We start from the raw sequence: 17,588 nt of genomic DNA on the forward strand, positions 1-17,588 counted from the left end.
CTCCCGTGCGCGTCTCCCGCTCGTTCTCATCGGTCATGGTCATGATTGTCTCGGTCCCTTCAGTCAGGACTTACACAGACCATCTGACACGCCCGGGCGATCTGATGACCCCGCTCATCGTCCGCGAGCTCGAGACCGCCTGGAACCAGCACCTCACCACCACCGCACACGCACCCGATCTCGCCGTCGACGCCGACCCGCCCCGACCACCGGCCCCGACCGCGAGAACGACCTGCGACCCGCCCTTCTGACGAGGTCGGCGGACTGGCAGGCCCGCATGACTAGCATGGCGACCATGTCGGACGAGCAGCACACCGCCCCTTACGCGCGGCGCGACCCTCGCCTGGTGACCCTGGAGGAGGACTCCGGATACCAGGTGCACGAACGCATCGGCGCAGGTGGCATGGGCATCGTCTACCGTGCGCACGATGCTGACGGCAACGAGGTCGCCATCAAGCTCCTGCGCCATGACATCGCCGACGACCCCCGCGCCCGCGAGCGCCTCGCCCGCGAGGTCAGCGCCCAGCGCCTCGTCCACAACGACAACATCGTGCGCATCCTCGATGCCGAGCTCGAATCGCCCGACGCATTCGTCGTCACCGAGTTCGTCCCCGGCCCCACCCTCGAGGACGCCGTGCGGAACAACGGCGGCCTCCACCCCGAGCTCGTCCGCGAGCTCGGCATCGTCCTGTCCGAATCCCTCGACGACATCCACGCCTCCGGCGTCGTCCACCGCGACCTCAAGCCCTCCAACGTGCTGCTGCGCGGCGCACGCACCGAGGACCTCCTCGGCTACGACCCCGACGGCTACGGCCTCGACCCCGTCATCATCGACTTCGGCATCGCCGTCGCCGCCGAGGAATCCCGCCTCACTTCGACAGGCCTGGTCATGGGCACAGCTGCGTACCTCGATCCGGAGGTCATGCGCAGCAACCGCACCGGTGAGGCCGGCGACTGGTGGGCACTCGCCGCGATGCTCGCCTTCGCAGCCACCGGCCGCGAGCCCTACGGCAGCGGGCGCGCCGACCTGGTGCTCCTGCGCGCCGAGCGCGGCGAGATCGACGTCGACGGCGTCCCCGTCGAGCTCGCCCAGTGGTTCCGCGATGCCCTCCGCTCCGACCCCGCCGGCCGCCCCAGCCCCCGCGAGCTGCGCGAACGCCTCGACGCCCTCGACCTCGACCGCTATGAGGACGCCGGCGCCACCGAGGCGATCACCGCCGGGGGAGCGACAGGTGCTGTGGCCGCGGGCACGTCGGCGCACGGCGCGGGGGACGACATCGAGGGCGCGTCCGGAGAACCTTCCGACGAACGGGTCGGCGGAGAAGGGGAGCCCGCGACCGAGATGCTGACCGCAGCCTCCCCGTCGGACCCCGATGCGACCGAGGCGTTCGCCGCCGGACCCGCCGGACCCGCCGGATCCGCCGGCTCCCGACCGGCCGGCGACCCGGATCGCACTGAGGCTCTCCCTGCGACCTCGGCCCCGGCCGGGGCCGATCCTGCGACCGAGGTCATCCCCGTCGTCCAGAACCCGACGCGTGCATTCCCCGTCGTGCCCGACGAGGCGCCGGCGAGCCGCGAATCGGCCCAGCCCACCGAGGCCATCTCGGCCGGGAGCGACGCCGGGAGCGAGGCCGGGTACGACAGCGTCCGCGGGCCTGTGCGCCGTGAGCCGCCGACGGAGCGCATGGCGCCCGTGGCTGATCCGCCGCGCCCTGCGCCTCAGCAGCAGGTGCAGCAGCCCGCGATGCAGCCCTGGGAACCCGCCGCCCAGCAGCCGCAGCAACCGCAGCAGGCCCAGCAGTTCCCGCCGCAGCAGATGCAGCAGCAGCCCGGCGACGCCCTCGCCGATCCGTACGGCGCGTGGCAGCAGCCACCGCCCCCGCGGCGCCGCATCATCGTGTGGATCGGGAACCTGATCCTCGTGGCCCTCGCCGCGATCGCGCCCTACGTCTCGCTCGCGCTCCTGCTGCTCTTCGGTGCGCTCGCCCGCACCTGGGAGCAGTCGCACCGCACCGTCCTCTCCCGGCGCTCCCGGGGATCGGCGAGCGGGGCGGCACGGACCGCCGCCGGCTTCGCCGCGCCCTTCCGCTTCGTCCTCGGCCTCGTCGTCACCGCCCTGCAGGCGCTGTTCCCGCTGATCCTGGGGCTCCTCGTCGGCATGGCCGTCGACGCGGGCTTCGTGCTCCTGCGCGGGGTCCAGCCGCCCGACGCGGTCGCCTTCGCCGTCGCCATGGCGATCACGGTGCTGCTGGTCTGGGTCGGGATCGGCGCGCGCACCACCCGCGACGGCGCGCACCGGGTCGTCGAGGCCGCGACGCCCGACACCGTGTGGAGCCTGGTCGTGGGCGTGCTGCTCGTGCTCCTTCTCGGCGCGATCGTCTCCGTGGCCGTCGCACGGGGAGGATCCATCGACTACCTGCCCTTCTACAACCTGCCGACGCTGGATCGGATCGCCTTCTGGCGCTGAGCGCAGCAGCCGGCCGGCGGGCCGACGGTGATCGCCGCCACGACCCTCCAGGCACGATCAGGACCCGTCGGTAGACTGCGCGGCGCGTCCGGGATGAGACCCGGCGCGCACGACCCAGACCCGTCGCCCGCGTGGCGACGAGAAGGATCCGAGGAGGATCATGGCCGCATCGAACGCCCAGGATCGCCGCGAGGCCCAGCGCGAGGCGATCCGCCAGCAGCGCCAGGCGGAGCTCAAGCGTCAGCGCAACGTCCGCACCGCCGTGATCGCCGCGGTCGTCGTGGTCGTGCTCCTCATCGCAGGCGGCGTCGGCTACCTGATCTGGAATGCGAACCGACCCGAGGGCCCCGTCGCGACGCCCCAGGGGATCCCGGAGGGGCAGCCGTACTACTCGCTCGGCGCGCCCGAGGACTCGGGCAAGCCCGTGGTCGAGCTGCACGTGGACTTCATGTGCCCGATCTGCGGCCAGTTCGAGGAGACCAACGGCAAGGACCTGCGCACCATCATCGACAAGAAGGAGGCGACGGTGCACCTCTACACCCGGCGCTTCCTCGACGGGAACTCGACGACGGGTGACTACTCGACGCGCGCCGCGAACGCCGCGGCCTGCGTCTACAACGATGATCCCGACAATTTCATGGACTTCCAGACCGCGCTGTTCGACAACCAGCCCGCCGAGGGCAGCGCCGGACTGAGCAACGACCAGCTCGCGGAGTACGCGAAGAAGGCCGGGGCGAGCGACTCCGTCTCCAGCTGCATCGACAAGAGCACGTACAAGTCGTGGGTGCGGAACGTGGTCGAGCCGGCGGCGAAGAAGGATGCCGACGGCGGCGGCACGCCGTACGTGAAGGTCGACGACACGGTCCTCGACTCCACCAAGTGGAGCCAGGAGGGCGTGTTCCTCAAGACCGTCGAGGACGCGGCCAAGGGCTGAGCGCCCTCGGACCTCGTCGATCGCGCCCGACGCCTGCGGTCCGGTACCCTTTCGGGGTGCCGGACCGCAGTCGTCCGGGCATCCGCTGGAGTGGCGCAACGGTAGCGCACCTGTCTTGTAAACAGGCGGTTGCGAGTTCGAATCTCGTCTCCAGCTCAGCGACACAGCCCCTCGCCGGAGGTGCACCGCACATGGTGCCCAGTGGCGAGGGGCTGTTCTTGCGCGGGCCCGCCGTCGTCGTCTCAGATCCCCGCGACCTGCAGCGAGGATCGACCGGCCTCGCGCACGCGGGCCCGGGCACGGTCGACGGCTCCCCGGGGGATGCTCGGCAGGCGCACGCCGCTCATCGACTCGAGGACCCGCACCACCTGGCGGCAGTAGCCGTGCTCGTTGTCGTACCAGACGTAGAGCACGGCGTCCCCCGTGCCGTCGGCGATGGTCGCGAGGCCGTCGACGATCCCCGCCTTGCGCGAGCCGAGCGCGTCGCTCGAGGCGAACTCGGGCGACTCGATGAAGTCCACCTGCCGGCGCAGCGGCGAGGCGAGCGAGGTCTCGCGCAGGAAGGCGTTGAGGTCCTCGCGCCCGATCCCCGCGGCGCCCTCGCCGAGGCGCAGGTTCAGCACGGCGAGCGACACGTTCGGCACGGGGACCCGGATCGCGCTGCCGGTGAGCCGGCCCTCGAGCGCGGGGTAGGCGGCGCCGACGGCGCGGGCGGCGCCGGTCTCGGCGATGACCATGTTGAGCGTCGCCGCCCGGCCGCGCCGATCGGCGCGGTGGAAGTTGTCGGTGAGGTTCTGGTCGTTCGTGAAGGAGTGCACGGTCTCCACGTGCCCCTTCTCGACGCCGCAGTGCTCGTGGAGCGCCTTCAGCACCGGGGCGACCGCGTTCGTGGTGCAGGAGGCCGCGGCGAGGATGCGGTGATCCCCGATCTGCTCCTCGTTCACGCCGTGCACGATGTTGGGCACGTCGCCCGTGCCCGGCGCGGTGAGCAGCACGCGCTCCGCGCCGGGGGAGCGCAGGTGCTGGGCGAGGCCGTCGCGGTCGCGCCAGCGTCCGGTGGTGTCCACGACGATCGCCTCGTCGATGCCGTGGGCACGATAGTCGACCCGGACCGGGGCGTCCGACTCGATCACCTGGATCTCGACCTCGTTCGCGATCAGCATCCGCCGCTCCTCGTCCACCACGATGGTGCCGTCGAAGGGGCCGTGCACGCTGTCGCGGCGCAGCAGGCTCGCGCGCTTCTGGAGGTCCCCCGGAGCGCCGGGCCGCACCACGACCGCGCGCAGACGCAGCCCGCCCGCTCCCGCGGAGCGCGCGAGCAGGATGCGGGCCAGGAGGCGACCGATGCGCCCGAAGCCGTAGAGCACGACGTCCCGCTGCGGAGGCACCTCGGCAGGGCCGATCCGTGCGACCTCCTCGCGCAGCAGGCCGTCCAGGACCTGGCGCGAACCGTCGCCCTCCTCGCCGGCCAGGCTGAGGAGGGAGGCGAGGTCGACCGCGCAGGGCGGGGGATCCATCGCGGAGAGCAACTGCAGCAGGGGGAAGGTCTGCGCGGGATCGAGCTCGCGGCCGTCGATGTGGCGGGCGAAGCGGTGGGCCTTGAGGATCTGGCGGGCGGAGAGGTCCACGAGCCGCCGCCCGTGGATCGTCACCACCACGTGGCGGCTGCGGTGCAGGGACCCGATGATCGGGATCATCGACTCCGCGAGGGACAGCCGATCCTCGGGGTCGGCGGGGGCGTGATGCACGGGAGGTCCTCCTCGGGACGAGCGGGCGTGGTCCCTCAAGACTGGCTCGCGACCAGGGTCGATGGAGGTCTCCCGGCGCATGAAGATCGGGTCTTCTTGCGCCGCGGGAAAAACCTGCGCCTCAGTCCATCGCGGCGTGGCGCTCGAGGAACTCGAAGACCTCCGTGTCGTCGACGCCGGGGAAGCGGCCCGAGGGCAGGGCGGCGAGCACCTGGGTGTGCATGCGCGCGCTCGGCCAGGCGGCGTCGGCCCAGCGATCGGCGAGGCCGGCCGGGGGCCGGGTACAGCACGACTCGTCGGGGCAGGTGGAGACCTGGCGCTGTCGCGTCGCGCGGCCGCGGAACCACTTGGCGTCGTCGAAGCCCACGCCGAAGGTGATCGAGAAGGCGCCGTGGGGGCCGGAGCCGGTCTGGGTGGACGACCAGAAGGTGCCGCCCACGGTGTCGGTGTACTGGTGGTTCTCGGTGGTGCGGTTCCCGCGGTGCCCCGCGCGGCGCGCGACCCACTTGCGGCACACGATCTGGCCCTCGACCGCGCCGGTGACGTCGGTGGGGATCGGCAGGTCGTCGTTCTCGTAGGCCTTGTGGATCTCGCCGTCGGCCCCGACCCGCAGGAAGTGCACCCGCACCCCGTGATGGGCGGTCAGCAGGTTCGTCATCCGCAGGGCCGCCTGCTCGTGGGTGACGCCGAAGGCGTCGCGGAAGTCCTCGACGGCGAGGTCGCGGCGCTGCTTCGCGTCGCTGAGGAAGTCCGTCGCCTGCCGCTCGGGCATGAGGCAGCAGGCGGCGAAGTAGGCGATCTCCAGGCGCTGGCGCAGGAACTCCTCGTAGGACGAGGGCGGGGTGTGGTCGAGCACGCGGTGCGCCATGGCCTGCAGCGCCATCGAGCGCAGGCCGTTGCCGCCGGGGATGGAGGACGGCGGCAGGTAGATGCGCCCCTGCTCGAGGTCGGTGATGGTGCGGGTGGAGCGCGGCAGATCGTCCACGTGCAGCAGGCGGAATCCCAGGTGCTCGGCCATCAGCGCGACCTCGCGGTGGGTGAGCGCCCCGACCTCGTGGCCCGCGACGGCGACGATCTCCTCGGCCGCCGCCTCGATCGCGGGCAGATGGTTGTCCTGCTCGCGCATCCAGCGCCGCAGCTCGGTGTTCGCGCGGCGCGCCTCCTCGGGCGTGGCCGTGGCCTCGAGGGCCTTGCGGTCCAGCTCCTGCAGGGTCCTCACGAGCGCCGCGAGGGCGTCGTGGGGGAGCGTGCGCGAGATCCTCACCGGCGGCACGCCGAGCGCGGCGAACTGGGGTCCGGCCTGCAGGCGCGCGAGCTCGAGCTCGAGAGCGGAGCGGGCATCCGGCGGCTCCTCGGAGAGCAGGTCCACGACGTCGACGCCGAGGGCCGCGGCGATCCCTGGCATCTCCGGCGCGCGCACCGCGCGCTTGCCGTTCTCGACGAGGGACAGGGTGCTCGCGGTGGTGCCCAGCTGCCCGGCGAGGTCCGCGAGGGTGAGGCCCGCTCGGGAGCGGAAATGCCGGATGCGGGCGCCCATCACCCGCGTGCGGTCGTCGTCGACTCTCATGTTTTGAGCATACGTGAAGAATCGCCGATCTTCGATCGAATCTCTCGTGTTCTGCGGCCGAGGGGGACCTCAGAGTGGTTCCACGGCCGACGGACGCCCCGTCGACCCGGCCGGGAGATCCTCCCGGTCCGCCCCACGAAAGGCACGATGATGACGCAGCTGACGACGCGCCCCGCCCCTGCCACCGCTTCCGCCCTCGGGAGCAATGACCCGGGAGACCTGGTGCTCCCGCTCGAATCGGTGGGCCTGGACGACCTCGCCCGCGTGGGCGGCAAGAACGCCTCGCTCGGCGAGATGCTCGGCGCTCTTGCGGACCTGGGGGTGCGGGTGCCCGGCGGCATCGCGACGACCGCCGACGCCTTCCGCCTGCACATGGCCGCCACCGGCCTCACCGACGAGATCAGCGCGCAGCTGGCGCAGCTCGACGTCGAGGACACCACCGCCCTCGCCCGCGTCGGCGCCCGCATCCGCGAGCGCGTCGAGAACGCGCCGCTCGCGCCCGAGCTCGAGGAGGCCGTGCGCAAGGCCTTCGCCCGCCTCGAGCAGGACGGGCCCGCGGGGGCGGACGCCACCTCCTTCGCGGTGCGGTCGAGCGCGACCGCCGAGGACCTCCCCGACGCCTCCTTCGCCGGGCAGCAGGACACCTACCTCAACGTGCGCGGGATCGACGCCGTGCTCGACGCGGTGAGGAAGGTCTTCGCCTCCCTGTTCACCGACCGCGCGATCGCCTACCGCGTCCACCACGGCTTCCTCCACGACGAGGTCGCGATCTCCGTGGGCATCCAGCGCATGGTGCGCTCCGATCTCGCCTCCGCCGGCGTCATGTTCACCCTGGACACCGAGTCCGGCTTCGAGGACGCCGTGTTCATCACGAGCGCCCACGGCCTCGGGGAGGGCGTGGTCCAGGGCGCCGTCGACCCCGACGAGTTCACCGTCCACAAGCCCGGCCTGCGCGCGGGGCGCCCGGCGATCGTGCGCCGCCACCTGGGCGGCAAGGACCGGAAGATGGTGTTCACGGACGATGCGCGCGTCGGCCGCACCACGGCCTTCGAGCCCACCGAGCCCGAGGAGCGCGGACGCTTCTCGCTGAGCGACCGGGAGGTCGCCGAGCTCGCCCGCATCGCCCTGGTCATCGAGGAGCACTACGGGCGTCCGATGGACATCGAATGGGGCAAGGACGGCGCCGACGGCACCCTGCACATCCTCCAGGCCCGTCCCGAGACCGTGGTCTCGCGCCGCGCCGCCGGCACCATCGAGCGCCACCGCCGGGTGGGCGAGGCGCCCGTGCTCGTCGAGGGCCGCGCGATCGGCCAGAGGATCGGCAAGGGCGCCGTGCGGCGCCTCGAGGACCCCAGCCGGATGCACGACTTCCGCCCCGGGGACGTGCTCGTGGCCTCGATGACCGACCCCGACTGGGAGCCGATCATGAAGCGAGCGGCCGCGATCGTCACGGACCGCGGCGGCCGCACCTGCCACGCGGCGATCATCGCCCGCGAGCTCGGCATCCCCGCCGTGGTCGGGACGGGCGACGCGACGCGCCTGCTGGAGGACGGCCGGGAGGTCACCGTCTCCTGCGCCGACGGCGAGACCGGACTCGTGCTCGAGGGGCTGCTGGAGACCGACGTCGAGACGATCGAGGTGGGGGAGCTGCCCGAGATCGACGTGGACCTCATGCTGAACCTCGCCAACCCCGATCTCGCGCTCTCCGCGGCGGCCCTGGCGAGCGCCGGCGTGGGCCTCGCGCGGATGGAGTTCGTCATCAACCGCCAGATCGGCATCCACCCGCTCGCCCTCCTGGACCCCGAGCACCAGGGCGCCGGGGTGCAGGAGCAGATCGAGCGCGCGACCAGCGCCGACGCCTCCCCGCGGGAGTTCTTCGTGCGGCGCCTCGCGGAGGGCGTCGCGACCATCGCCGCGGCCTTCGCGCCGCGCCCGGTGATCGTGCGCCTGAGCGACTTCAAGTCCAACGAGTACGCCGGGCTGGTGGGCGGCGAGGCCTTCGAGCCCGACGAGGAGAACCCGATGATCGGGTTCCGCGGCGCCTCCCGCTACCTCTCCGAGCAGTTCGCCGAGGCCTTCGCCCTCGAGTGCGAGGCGCTGCGGCGGGTGCGCGAGGACATGGGCCTGGAGAACCTGCGGATCATGATCCCGTTCGTGCGCACGCCCGACGAGGCCCGGGGCGTCGTCGAGCGCCTGGCCTCCCACGGACTCGAGCGCGGGAAGGACGGGCTGCAGATCGTGATGATGTGCGAGATCCCCGCGAACGCGCTGAACGCCCCGGCGTTCCTCGAGCACGTGGACGGCTTCTCCATCGGCTCGAACGACCTCACCCAGCTGACCCTGGGCATCGATCGCGATTCAGCGCTCGTCGCGGACTCCTTCGACGAGCGCGACCCCGCGGTGCTGCAGCTCATCGACCTCGCGATCCGCGCGTGCCGCGAGCGCGGGAAGTACGTCGGGATCTGCGGTCAGGCCCCGAGCGACCATCCCGAGCTCGCCGAGCGCCTGCGGCGCGCCGGCATCGGCTCGATCTCGCTGAACCCCGACACCGTCGTGGACACCTGGATGCGGATCGCGGGTCAGAAGGTCTCGTAACCCGACTTCGCGACGGTGAACCCGTGGCCTGTCTTCACGTTCCAGCAGGTCATGCCGTCCGACTCGCTGCGGCAGGCGGTGTCGCCCTGAGCGGCGCTCTCGTCGTAGGCGAGGGTCGTCGGGGAGTCCCCGCCGAAGGTCGTGCCGCACTGCAGGTCCGCCTTCTCGTCGGCGACGCCGATCGAGAACGGGCCCGAGGAGCAGTCCTCGCTGTCGCCGCCGAAGGAGCGGTCGTCCAGCGAGCAGCCCACCGAGTCGTCGTCCAGGCTGCAGGTGATGTTGCCGGTGGGGGAGACCACGCGGTTGAGGTCCTTCGCATCGTCGGGCGCAGGGGACTTGTCCTCGGCCTCGGTCGACGTCTCGGTCTTCGACTCGCTGGGCTTCTCCGAGGGCTCCTTCGATGCCGACGAGCTCGCGCTGGTCTGCTGCGCGGACTCGTCGTCCCCGCCGGAGAAGAAGGAGCGCAGGCCGAAGATCGCCACCAGCGCGACGATCAGGGCGAGCAGCAGGCAGCCGCCGCACGCCCACCAGGTGGCGCGGCTGCGGCCCGAGTCCTCGTCCCCGCCGTCGTCGTGCCCGTCCTGCTCGTCGTACTCGTCATGTCCGGCGTAGGCGGCTCCGGCCTGCACGGGCTCCTCGAAGTTCGCGGTCGGGGCCGGAGCCGGGTAGCCGTAGCCCTGGTCCGATGCGGGGGCCGACTGCGAGGGCGAAGGCATCGACGGGGCCGAGGCGGCGGGCCCGAGCGGGACGACCCCGCCGTCGGGCTTCACGTGGCGCACAGTGCCGCTCGAGGCGGCGGGCTCTGCCACCGGGTGCTCCTGCGGCGGCTTGATCGGCGGCAGGGCGGGGGCCGACGCCGGGGCGTCCGCGACCGGCGGCAGGCCCCATGCCGACTGCGCGTCGGGATCTCCACCAGGCGCGGTCGGCGGTTCCTGGCCCGACGCACCCTCCGCGGCGGGCCGGGCCGGCTCGCGGCGCAGGGGAGTGGGGGCGTCGGAGGGCGCCATGGCCTGGGTGGGCGGGCCGTCGTCGCCCTCGGGGGCCGCGGGGGCGGGGTCCGTGGAGTCGGTGCGCTGGATCTGCCGGGTGGCGAGCACGTCGCCGGTGTCCGCGAGATCGCCGTCCGGATCAGGAGCTGCCTGCTGCGCCTGGTCGGGCTCCGCCGCGTCGGTCTGCTGCGCCTGCTGCTTCGCGCGCACGCGCGCGTTGGTCGCGAGGATCCACTGCCGCGCCACGTCCGGGCAGGAGGGGTTCTCGACCAGGAGTCCGTGCAGCTGGGGGTGCCGCTCGGTGAGCTCCATCAGCCTCTCGGGCGAGGTGCTCGGATCCTGGGCCTCCTCGGCGGGTGACCGGGGGGTCTCGTTCACATCGTTCTCCTGTCGGTGGGCGCCGTGCGCGCGGCGAGGGCGGCGCTGTGCGCAGTCACCGAGGATGCCACACGCCCCGGTCGACCGGTCGAGCCGGATGTGACCTGGCGGACCCTCCGCCGGCCTTCAGTGAGGGCAGCCTTGCCTGGCACAATGGTCGGACGCGCTGCTGTTCCGCCCCGCAGCCCCGCGCTGCCCGCCCGCACGTCCGAAGGAGCCGCTGTGCCGCGTCCGTCCACCACCGCCCATCTCGCCGAGGTCCTCCGCGTCGAGGATCTGACCCCCGCCTTCCGCCGCGTGGTGCTGGGCGGTGAGGGCATGGCGGAGTTCGGCATCGACCACCATCCGCTCGATCAGCGCTTCAAGCTCATCATCCCGCCCGGCGGGGGCGATCCCGCCTTCGATCTCGTGGACTTCCTCGAGACCCACCAGAGCGACGACCTCTCCTGGTACCAGGCCTGGTTGCAGGTCGACGAGGACGTGCGCGGCGCCATGCGCACCTACACGATCCGCGACTGGGACGAGGCCGCCCGCGAGCTCGTCGTCGACATGGTCCTGCACACCGACGAGCACGGCGTCGGCGGCCCCGCCGGCAGCTGGGCGCAGGCCGTGCGCCCCGGAGGGCGCCTGCACCTCATCGGCCCCAGCCGCGGAGGGGAGCAGTCCCGCGGCGGCATCGAGTTCGAGCCCGGCGGCGCGAAGGACCTGCTCCTCGTCGGCGACGAGACCGCGGTGCCGGCGATCGCCTCCATCCTCGACTCCCTGCGCGGGTCCGACGTGCGCGGCAGGGCCCTCCTCGAGGTGCCGACGGCCGCCGACCGCCTGGATCTCGAGGGGCCGACGGGCGTAGAGGTCGTGTGGCTCGCCCGCGACGGCGCCGAGCACGGCACCCTGCTCGAGCCCGCCGTGCGCGAAGCCGTCGCGGCCGACGCGGACCTCCCCTCTGACCCTGCGGCCGGCGATCGCGTCGAGCTCGAGGACGTCGACATCGACTCCACGATCCTCTGGGAGGTCCCCCAGCAGCTCACCCAGGCCGCCCACGGCAGCAGCTCCGAGGTCCACCCCGACGATCGTCCGTTCTACGCGTGGATCGCGGGCGAGGCGGGCGTGGTCAAGCGCCTGCGCCGCTACCTCGTGCGCGAGATCGGCGTGGACCGCAAGCAGGTCGCCTTCATGGGGTACTGGCGGATCGGCAAGGCCGAGGGCTGAGCACAGGGCCGACCGCCGGGCCGGTCACTGCGGGTCGATCACCGGGATCGCCGTGGTCCGGGTGATCGGCTCGCCCTGCTCGCCGAGGGGGCGCACCTTCAGCCAGTAGAAGCCGTGGCCGGAGAGCATGACGTCCAGGGTGCCGTCCTCGCCGAGCGAGGGGAACTCGGCGCCGCCGAAGAGGTCGCGCACGGTCCGTCGGCCCGGGCCCTCGAGCCCGACGCGCGCGGTCACCGGCTGCGGGGAGAGGTTGAAGACGCACAGCAGGGTCTCGGCGTGCTGGTCGGCCTCCTCCCCGTGGTCCGCGCCGTCGTAGGTGCGGGTGAAGGCGAGCACGCGCTCGTTGTCGGCCTCGACGTGCCGGTAGGCGCCCATGCCGAAGGCGTCATGCTCGCGGCGCACCGCGAGCATCCAGCGCACGAAGTGCAGCAGCGAACCCGAATGCGCCATCTGCGCCTCGACGTTCGTGGTCGCGTAGTGGTAGACGAGCGACTGGATGACCGGCAGGTACAGCTTGCCGGGGTCGGTGATGTCGCTGAAGCCCGCGTTGCGGTCCGGCGTCCACTGCATCGGGGTGCGCACCGCGTCGCGGTCGGTCAGCCAGATGTTGTCGCCCATGCCGATCTCATCCCCGTAGTAGAGGAACGGAGAGCCCGGCAGCGAGAGCAGCAGGGCATGGATCAGCTCGATCTCCGAGCGGGAGTTGTCCAGCAGCGGCGCCAGGCGCCGCCGGATGCCGACGTTCGCACGCATGCGAGCGTCCGGCGCGTACCAGCCGAGCATCGCCGAGCGGTCCTGGCCGGTGACCATCTCCAGGGTGAGCTCGTCGTGGTTGCGCAGGAAGGTGCCCCACTGAGCGCCCTGCGGGATCTCCGGGGTCTGCGCCATGATCTCGACGATCTGGCGGGCACTGCCCTCCCGCAGCGCGTAGAACAGGCGCGGCATCACGGGGAAGTGGAAGCACATGTGGCATTCGGGATCCTCGGGGGTGCCGAAGTACTCCACGACGTCCTCGGGCCACTGGTTGGCCTCGGCGATGATCACGCGGCCCGGCCAGCTCTCGTCCACGAAGCGGCGCAGATCGGCGAGGAAGGCGTGGGTCGCCGGAAGGTTCTCGCCGTCGGTCCCCTCCTCCTCGAAGAGGTAGGGGATGGCGTCGGCCCGGAAGCCGTCCACGCCCTTGTCCAGCCAGAAGCGCACTACGTCGAGCATCGCCTCGCGCACCGCGGGGTTCTCGAAGTTCAGGTCCGGCTGGTGGGAGAAGAAGCGGTGCCAGAAGAACTGGCGGCGGACCGGGTCGAACGACCAGTTCGACTCCTCCGTGTCCACGAAGATGATGCGCGCCTCGCGGTACTTCTCGTCCGTGTCCGACCAGACGTAGAAGTCGCCGTACGGCCCCTCCGGGTCCGCGCGGGACTCGAGGAACCACGGATGCTTGTCCGAGGTGTGGTTCATCGGCAGGTCGATGATCACGCGGATCCCCCGGCGGTGGGCCTCGGAGACCAGGCGCTCGAAGTCGGTGATGGAGCCGAAGTCCGGCAGCACCGCGCCGTAGTCGGAGATGTCGTACCCGCCGTCCCGCAGAGGGGAGGCGAAGAAGGGCGGCAGCCACAGGCAGTCGATGCCCAGCCACTGCAGGTAGTCCAGGCGCTCGATGAGCCCCGTGAAGTCGCCCGTGCCGTCGCCGTTGCCGTCGGCGAAGCCGCGCACCAGCACCTCGTAGAACACGGCCTTGCGGTACCAGTGGGGGTCGTAGTCGACCCCGGGGCCCTGCGGTGTGAACTGGGCGGGGTTCAGTGCCATCGCGCGATCCTCCGGAGTGACGCCGATCGGGTCGTCCCACAGTAGGCGGGACGGTGCCGCGGCGCCATGCCTCCGGTGGCGTCAGTCCCGCACGACCCGCCAGTCGATCGGCTCCGCCCCCTGCTGCTCCAGCAGGGCGTTCGCGCGGGAGAAGGGACGGGACCCGAAGAACCCGCGCGAGGCCGAGAGCGGGCTCGGGTGCGGGGACGTGATGCAGGGCGTCGGCGACAGCATCGGCTGCAGGCTCTGCGCGTCGCGACCCCACAGGATCGCCACCAGCGGTCCGCCGCGGGCAGCCAGGGCGCGGATCGCCGCCTCCGTGACCGCCTCCCAGCCCTTCCCCCGATGCGAGGCGGGGGAGCCCGGCTGCACCGTGAGCACCCTGTTCAGCAGGAGCGCGCCCTGGTCCTGCCAGGCGCTGAGGTCGCCGTGCGGCGCGGGGACGATCCCCAGGTCCTCCTGCATCTCCTTGAAGATGTTCTGCAGGCTGCGGGGGAGCGGCCGCACGTGCTCCTCGACCGCGAAGGACAGCCCGATCGGGTGGCCGGGCGTGGGGTACGGGTCCTGGCCCACGATGAGCACGCGCACGTCGGCGAGCGGCCGGGTGAAGGCGCGCAGCACGTTCTGGCCCGTCGGCAGGTATCCGCGCCCGGACTCCGTCTCGGCGCGCAGGAAGTCGCCCATTTGATGGATCGCCGGTTCGACGGGGGAGAGGGCCTCGGCCCAGTCGGGGGCGATGGTCTCGGCGAGGGGGCGCGGCATGGGGCAAGTCTGGCATGCGGAGCGAGGGAGCCAGGGCGGGCCGACGGGTCCGCGGCGCGCCGGGACGGACGGCCCGTCGGCCGGCCGTAGGGTGGGTCCATGCCCGCCTCCGCCGACGTCCCCGCCGAGAACTCCGCCGAGCTCACCGAGCTCGACGAGAGCGCGGAGCTCACGGCGCAGGAGCGCGCGATCCTCGCGATGGAGGAGCGGACCTTCCGGTACGTCGGCGCGAAGGAGCGTCGGATCCGTGAGGAGCTCGCTCTCACCCCGACCGCCTATTTCGTGCGGCTGAACGCGCTGCTCGACCGCCCCGAGGCGCTGCGCGCCGCGCCCGCCCTGGTGCACCGGCTTCGCGCCCGGCGCGTGAGCGCGAGCGACGCCGGCCACGCCGCCTGAGCCGGGACGCCGCCCGCGCACCGCGCGTGGCTCCCCGCTCCGTCGGCCCGGAGCTGGTTCAATGGGTCCGTGGCAGATTCCGAGTACCCCTATCCTCCGGACCAGTTCGACGAGGAGGCGACCGAGGTCGCCTACCACGGCGCGCATCGCGCCGAGGAGTCGTTCTGGCGCCAGAACCTCGTCTACCTGATCATCATCGCCGTCGCGGTGGTGGTCCTGCTCGTGCTGCTGTTCACCATCGGCGGGCTCGGGAAGTCGGGGGACGACCGCGCCGAGTCACCCACCACGGCCGCGAGCTCGCAGGAGGACTCGTCGAAGAGCGATGACGCCTCCGACGGCGGCGGCGAGGAGCAGGCCGAGCCCGACAAGTCGACCCCCGTGCTGGTGATGAACGCCGGCGGGATCTCCGGCATGGCCGGCGCCTGGGAGAAGTCCCTGACGGACGCCGGCTGGACGAAGGTCGGCATCGGCACCGCGGACAACGTCCAGCAGGAGAGCGTCGTCTTCTACCGCGACGACGAGGACAAGGCCTCTGCGCAGGCCCTGGCCGACGAGGTCGGCGCGGGCGACGCCCGCCAGAGCGACGAGTACGACAACCGCATCACCTTCGTCGCCGTCGAGCAGCCCGAGGGCTGAGGACTCCGAGGAGTCTCGCCGGGCGCTGCCGACGAGCGCGCCGAACGGACGATGCAAGCAGGCACCGCATGAGGGGCCGGTCACCGGGGTACGGTGGCCGGCCCCTCGTGCGTGCCAGGGGCTCGCAGGTGCGAGGGATGCGCCGACGGCGGAATCCGTGGGAGGGGTTAGCACTCCGAGGGGGAGAGTGCTTATGATGATCTGGCACTCGACGCCGACGAGTGACAGCGTCCGGAAGGGCGCGATCGTCGGCGGAGAGCCAGGAGCATTCCGGCCCCGTGAGGGACCCGGCGCCGCGTGACGTGAACACGGCGCCTGGTGCCGTCCGTCGCGGGCACAGGGTCGGGTGGACACCACGGATACGGGAGAGATTCCACAATGGCCAAGCTCATCGCATACGACGAGGAGGCCCGGCGCGGTCTCGAGCGCGGGATGAACCAGCTCGCCGACGCCGTCAAGGTCACCCTCGGCCCCAAGGGTCGCAACGTCGTCCTCGAGAAGTCGTGGGGCGCACCGACCATCACCAACGACGGCGTCTCCATCGCCAAGGAGATCGAGCTCGACGACCCGTACGAGAAGATCGGCGCGGAGCTCGTCAAGGAGGTCGCCAAGAAGACCGACGACATCGCGGGCGACGGCACCACCACCGCCACCGTCCTCGCCCAGGCCCTCGTAAAGGAGGGCCTGCGCAACGTCGCCGCGGGCGCCAACCCCATCGCTCTCAAGCGCGGCATCGACAAGGCCGTCGCCGCGGTCTCCGAGACCCTGCTCTCGCAGGCCAAGGAGATCGAGACCAAGGAGCAGATCGCCCACACCGCCGGCATCTCGGCGGCCGACCCGGCCATCGGCGAGCTCATCGCCGAGGCCCTCGACAAGGTCGGCAAGGAGGGCGTGATCACGGTCGAGGAGTCCAACACCATGGGCCTCGAGCTGGAGCTCACCGAGGGCATGCGCTTCGACAAGGGCTACCTCTCGCCCTACTTCGTCACCGACGCCGAGCGCCAGGAGGCGGTCCTCGAGGACCCGTACATCCTCCTGATGAACTCGAAGATCTCGAACGTCAAGGACCTGCTGCCGCTGCTGGAGAAGGTCATCCAGGCCGGCAAGCCGCTCGCGATCCTCTCCGAGGACGTCGAGGGCGAGGCCCTCGCGGTCCTCGTCGTCAACAAGCTCAAGGGCTCCTTCAAGTCCGTCGCCGTCAAGGCCCCCGGCTTCGGCGACCGCCGCAAGGCGATGCTCGAGGACATGGCGATCCTCACCGGCGGCCAGGTCATCTCCGAGGAGGTCGGCCTCAAGCTCGAGACCGCGGGCCTCGAGCTGCTCGGCCAGGCGCGCAAGGTCGTCGTCACCAAGGACGAGACCACCATCGTCGAGGGCGCGGGCGAGGCCGACCGGATTGCCGGTCGCGTCAAGCAGATCCGCACCGAGATCGAGAACTCCGACTCGGACTACGACCGCGAGAAGCTCCAGGAGCGCCTCGCGAAGCTGGCCGGCGGCGTGGCCGTCATCAAGGCCGGCGCCGCGACCGAGGTCGAGCTCAAGGAGCGCAAGCACCGCATCGAGGACGCCGTGCGCAACGCGAAGGCGGCCGTCGAGGAGGGCGTCGTCGCCGGTGGCGGCGTCGCGCTGCTGCAGGCGGGCAAGGACACCTTCGCCAAGCTCGCGCTCGAGGGCGACGAGGCGACGGGTGCGGGCATCGTGTCCGTCGGCATCGAGGCCCCGCTCAAGCAGATCGCCGTGAACGCCGGTCTCGAGGGCGGCGTCGTCGCGGAGAAGGTCAAGAACCTGCCGATCGGCCAGGGCCTGAACGCCGCCTCCGGCGAGTACGAGGACCTGCTGACCGCGGGCATCATCGACCCGGTCAAGGTCACCCGCTCTGCGCTGCAGAACGCGGCCTCGATCGCCGGTCTGTTCCTCACCACCGAGGCCGTCGTGGCCGACAAGCCGGAGCCCGAGGCCCCGGCTGCCGGCGGCGGCGACATGGGCGGCATGGGAGGCATGGGCGGCATGATGTGATCCGCCGCCGGGCAGCTGCCCGGCGGTGATCGCTTCAGCGATCGCGAACGCTTCATCGCACGGCGCGGCCGCGTGACCTTCATGGTCA

Annotated in this window: 13 protein-coding genes and 1 tRNA gene; 9 read left to right on the forward strand and 5 right to left on the reverse strand. The window is 71.9% G+C overall.

Annotated features, from left to right (window positions below; genetic code table 11):
• The first annotated feature begins 104 nt into the window (after window positions 1-104).
• From ACFQ53_RS16765 to ACFQ53_RS16780, 4 genes are all read left to right on the forward strand, one after another.
• Complete coding sequence (locus tag ACFQ53_RS16765) at window positions 105-251, forward strand: hypothetical protein (RefSeq protein ID WP_377861809.1); 147 nt, start codon at window positions 105-107, stop codon at window positions 249-251.
• 44 nt (window positions 252-295) lie between these two features.
• Window positions 296-2,467: a serine/threonine-protein kinase gene (locus tag ACFQ53_RS16770; protein ID WP_377861812.1), complete on the forward strand. Its 2,172-nt coding sequence runs from the start codon at window positions 296-298 to the stop codon at window positions 2,465-2,467.
• A gap of 160 nt (window positions 2,468-2,627) precedes the next feature.
• Window positions 2,628-3,401, forward strand: a complete 774-nt coding sequence (locus ACFQ53_RS16775; RefSeq protein ID WP_377861815.1) for a DsbA family protein — start codon at window positions 2,628-2,630, stop codon at window positions 3,399-3,401.
• 84 nt (window positions 3,402-3,485) lie between these two features.
• Window positions 3,486-3,557, forward strand: a tRNA-Thr gene (locus ACFQ53_RS16780).
• Between the two features lie 86 nt (window positions 3,558-3,643).
• Here the strand turns inward: ACFQ53_RS16780 and ACFQ53_RS16785 are convergent.
• Window positions 3,644-5,149, reverse strand: a complete 1,506-nt coding sequence (locus ACFQ53_RS16785) for a glyceraldehyde-3-phosphate dehydrogenase (RefSeq protein ID WP_377861818.1) — start codon at window positions 5,147-5,149, stop codon at window positions 3,644-3,646.
• A 121-nt stretch (window positions 5,150-5,270) separates the two neighbouring features.
• Window positions 5,271-6,716 carry a helix-turn-helix domain-containing protein gene (locus ACFQ53_RS16790; RefSeq protein ID WP_377861821.1) on the reverse strand — a complete coding sequence of 482 codons (1,446 nt, stop codon included), beginning with the start codon at window positions 6,714-6,716 and terminating at the stop codon, window positions 5,271-5,273.
• A gap of 147 nt (window positions 6,717-6,863) precedes the next feature.
• Between ACFQ53_RS16790 and ppsA the strand changes: the two genes are divergently transcribed.
• Window positions 6,864-9,311 carry a phosphoenolpyruvate synthase gene (gene ppsA, locus ACFQ53_RS16795; protein ID WP_377861824.1) on the forward strand — a complete coding sequence of 816 codons (2,448 nt, stop codon included), beginning with the start codon at window positions 6,864-6,866 and terminating at the stop codon, window positions 9,309-9,311.
• Here the strand turns inward: ppsA and ACFQ53_RS16800 are convergent.
• Entirely contained in the window at window positions 9,296-10,678 is a 1,383-nt protein-coding gene (locus tag ACFQ53_RS16800; protein WP_377861828.1) for a hypothetical protein, read from the reverse strand. The genes ppsA and ACFQ53_RS16800 overlap by 16 nt on opposite strands.
• 222 nt (window positions 10,679-10,900) lie before the next feature.
• Here ACFQ53_RS16800 and ACFQ53_RS16805 point away from each other — a divergent pair, with 222 nt between their 5' ends.
• Window positions 10,901-11,887 (forward strand): siderophore-interacting protein, encoded by a 987-nt coding sequence (locus tag ACFQ53_RS16805; protein ID WP_377861831.1) that lies wholly within the window; start codon window positions 10,901-10,903, stop codon window positions 11,885-11,887.
• Window positions 11,888-11,911: 24 nt separating this feature from the next.
• On the opposite strand, the gene treS is transcribed toward ACFQ53_RS16805, so the two are convergent.
• A complete protein-coding gene (gene treS, locus ACFQ53_RS16810; RefSeq protein WP_377861834.1) occupies window positions 11,912-13,690 on the reverse strand; it encodes a maltose alpha-D-glucosyltransferase in 1,779 nt (592 codons plus the stop codon).
• Between the two features lie 81 nt (window positions 13,691-13,771).
• The gene (locus tag ACFQ53_RS16815; RefSeq protein WP_377861837.1) at window positions 13,772-14,452 is read right to left on the reverse strand and encodes a uracil-DNA glycosylase; all 681 of its coding nucleotides are present in this window, start codon (window positions 14,450-14,452) and stop codon (window positions 13,772-13,774) included.
• Window positions 14,453-14,551: 99 nt separating this feature from the next.
• Here ACFQ53_RS16815 and ACFQ53_RS16820 point away from each other — a divergent pair, with 99 nt between their 5' ends.
• From ACFQ53_RS16820 to groL, 3 genes are all read left to right on the forward strand, one after another.
• Window positions 14,552-14,848, forward strand: a complete 297-nt coding sequence (locus ACFQ53_RS16820; protein WP_152351594.1) for a DUF3263 domain-containing protein — start codon at window positions 14,552-14,554, stop codon at window positions 14,846-14,848.
• Window positions 14,849-14,917: 69 nt separating this feature from the next.
• Window positions 14,918-15,484: a LytR C-terminal domain-containing protein gene (locus ACFQ53_RS16825; protein WP_377861840.1), complete on the forward strand. Its 567-nt coding sequence runs from the start codon at window positions 14,918-14,920 to the stop codon at window positions 15,482-15,484.
• A gap of 378 nt (window positions 15,485-15,862) precedes the next feature.
• Window positions 15,863-17,500, forward strand: a complete 1,638-nt coding sequence (gene groL, locus ACFQ53_RS16830) for a chaperonin GroEL (protein ID WP_249478794.1) — start codon at window positions 15,863-15,865, stop codon at window positions 17,498-17,500.
• Window positions 17,501-17,588 lie beyond the last annotated feature (88 nt).

The sequence above is a fragment of the Brachybacterium sp. NPDC056505 genome (genome assembly GCF_042794925.1).
Lineage (GTDB): Bacteria > Actinomycetota > Actinomycetes > Actinomycetales > Dermabacteraceae > Brachybacterium > Brachybacterium kimchii.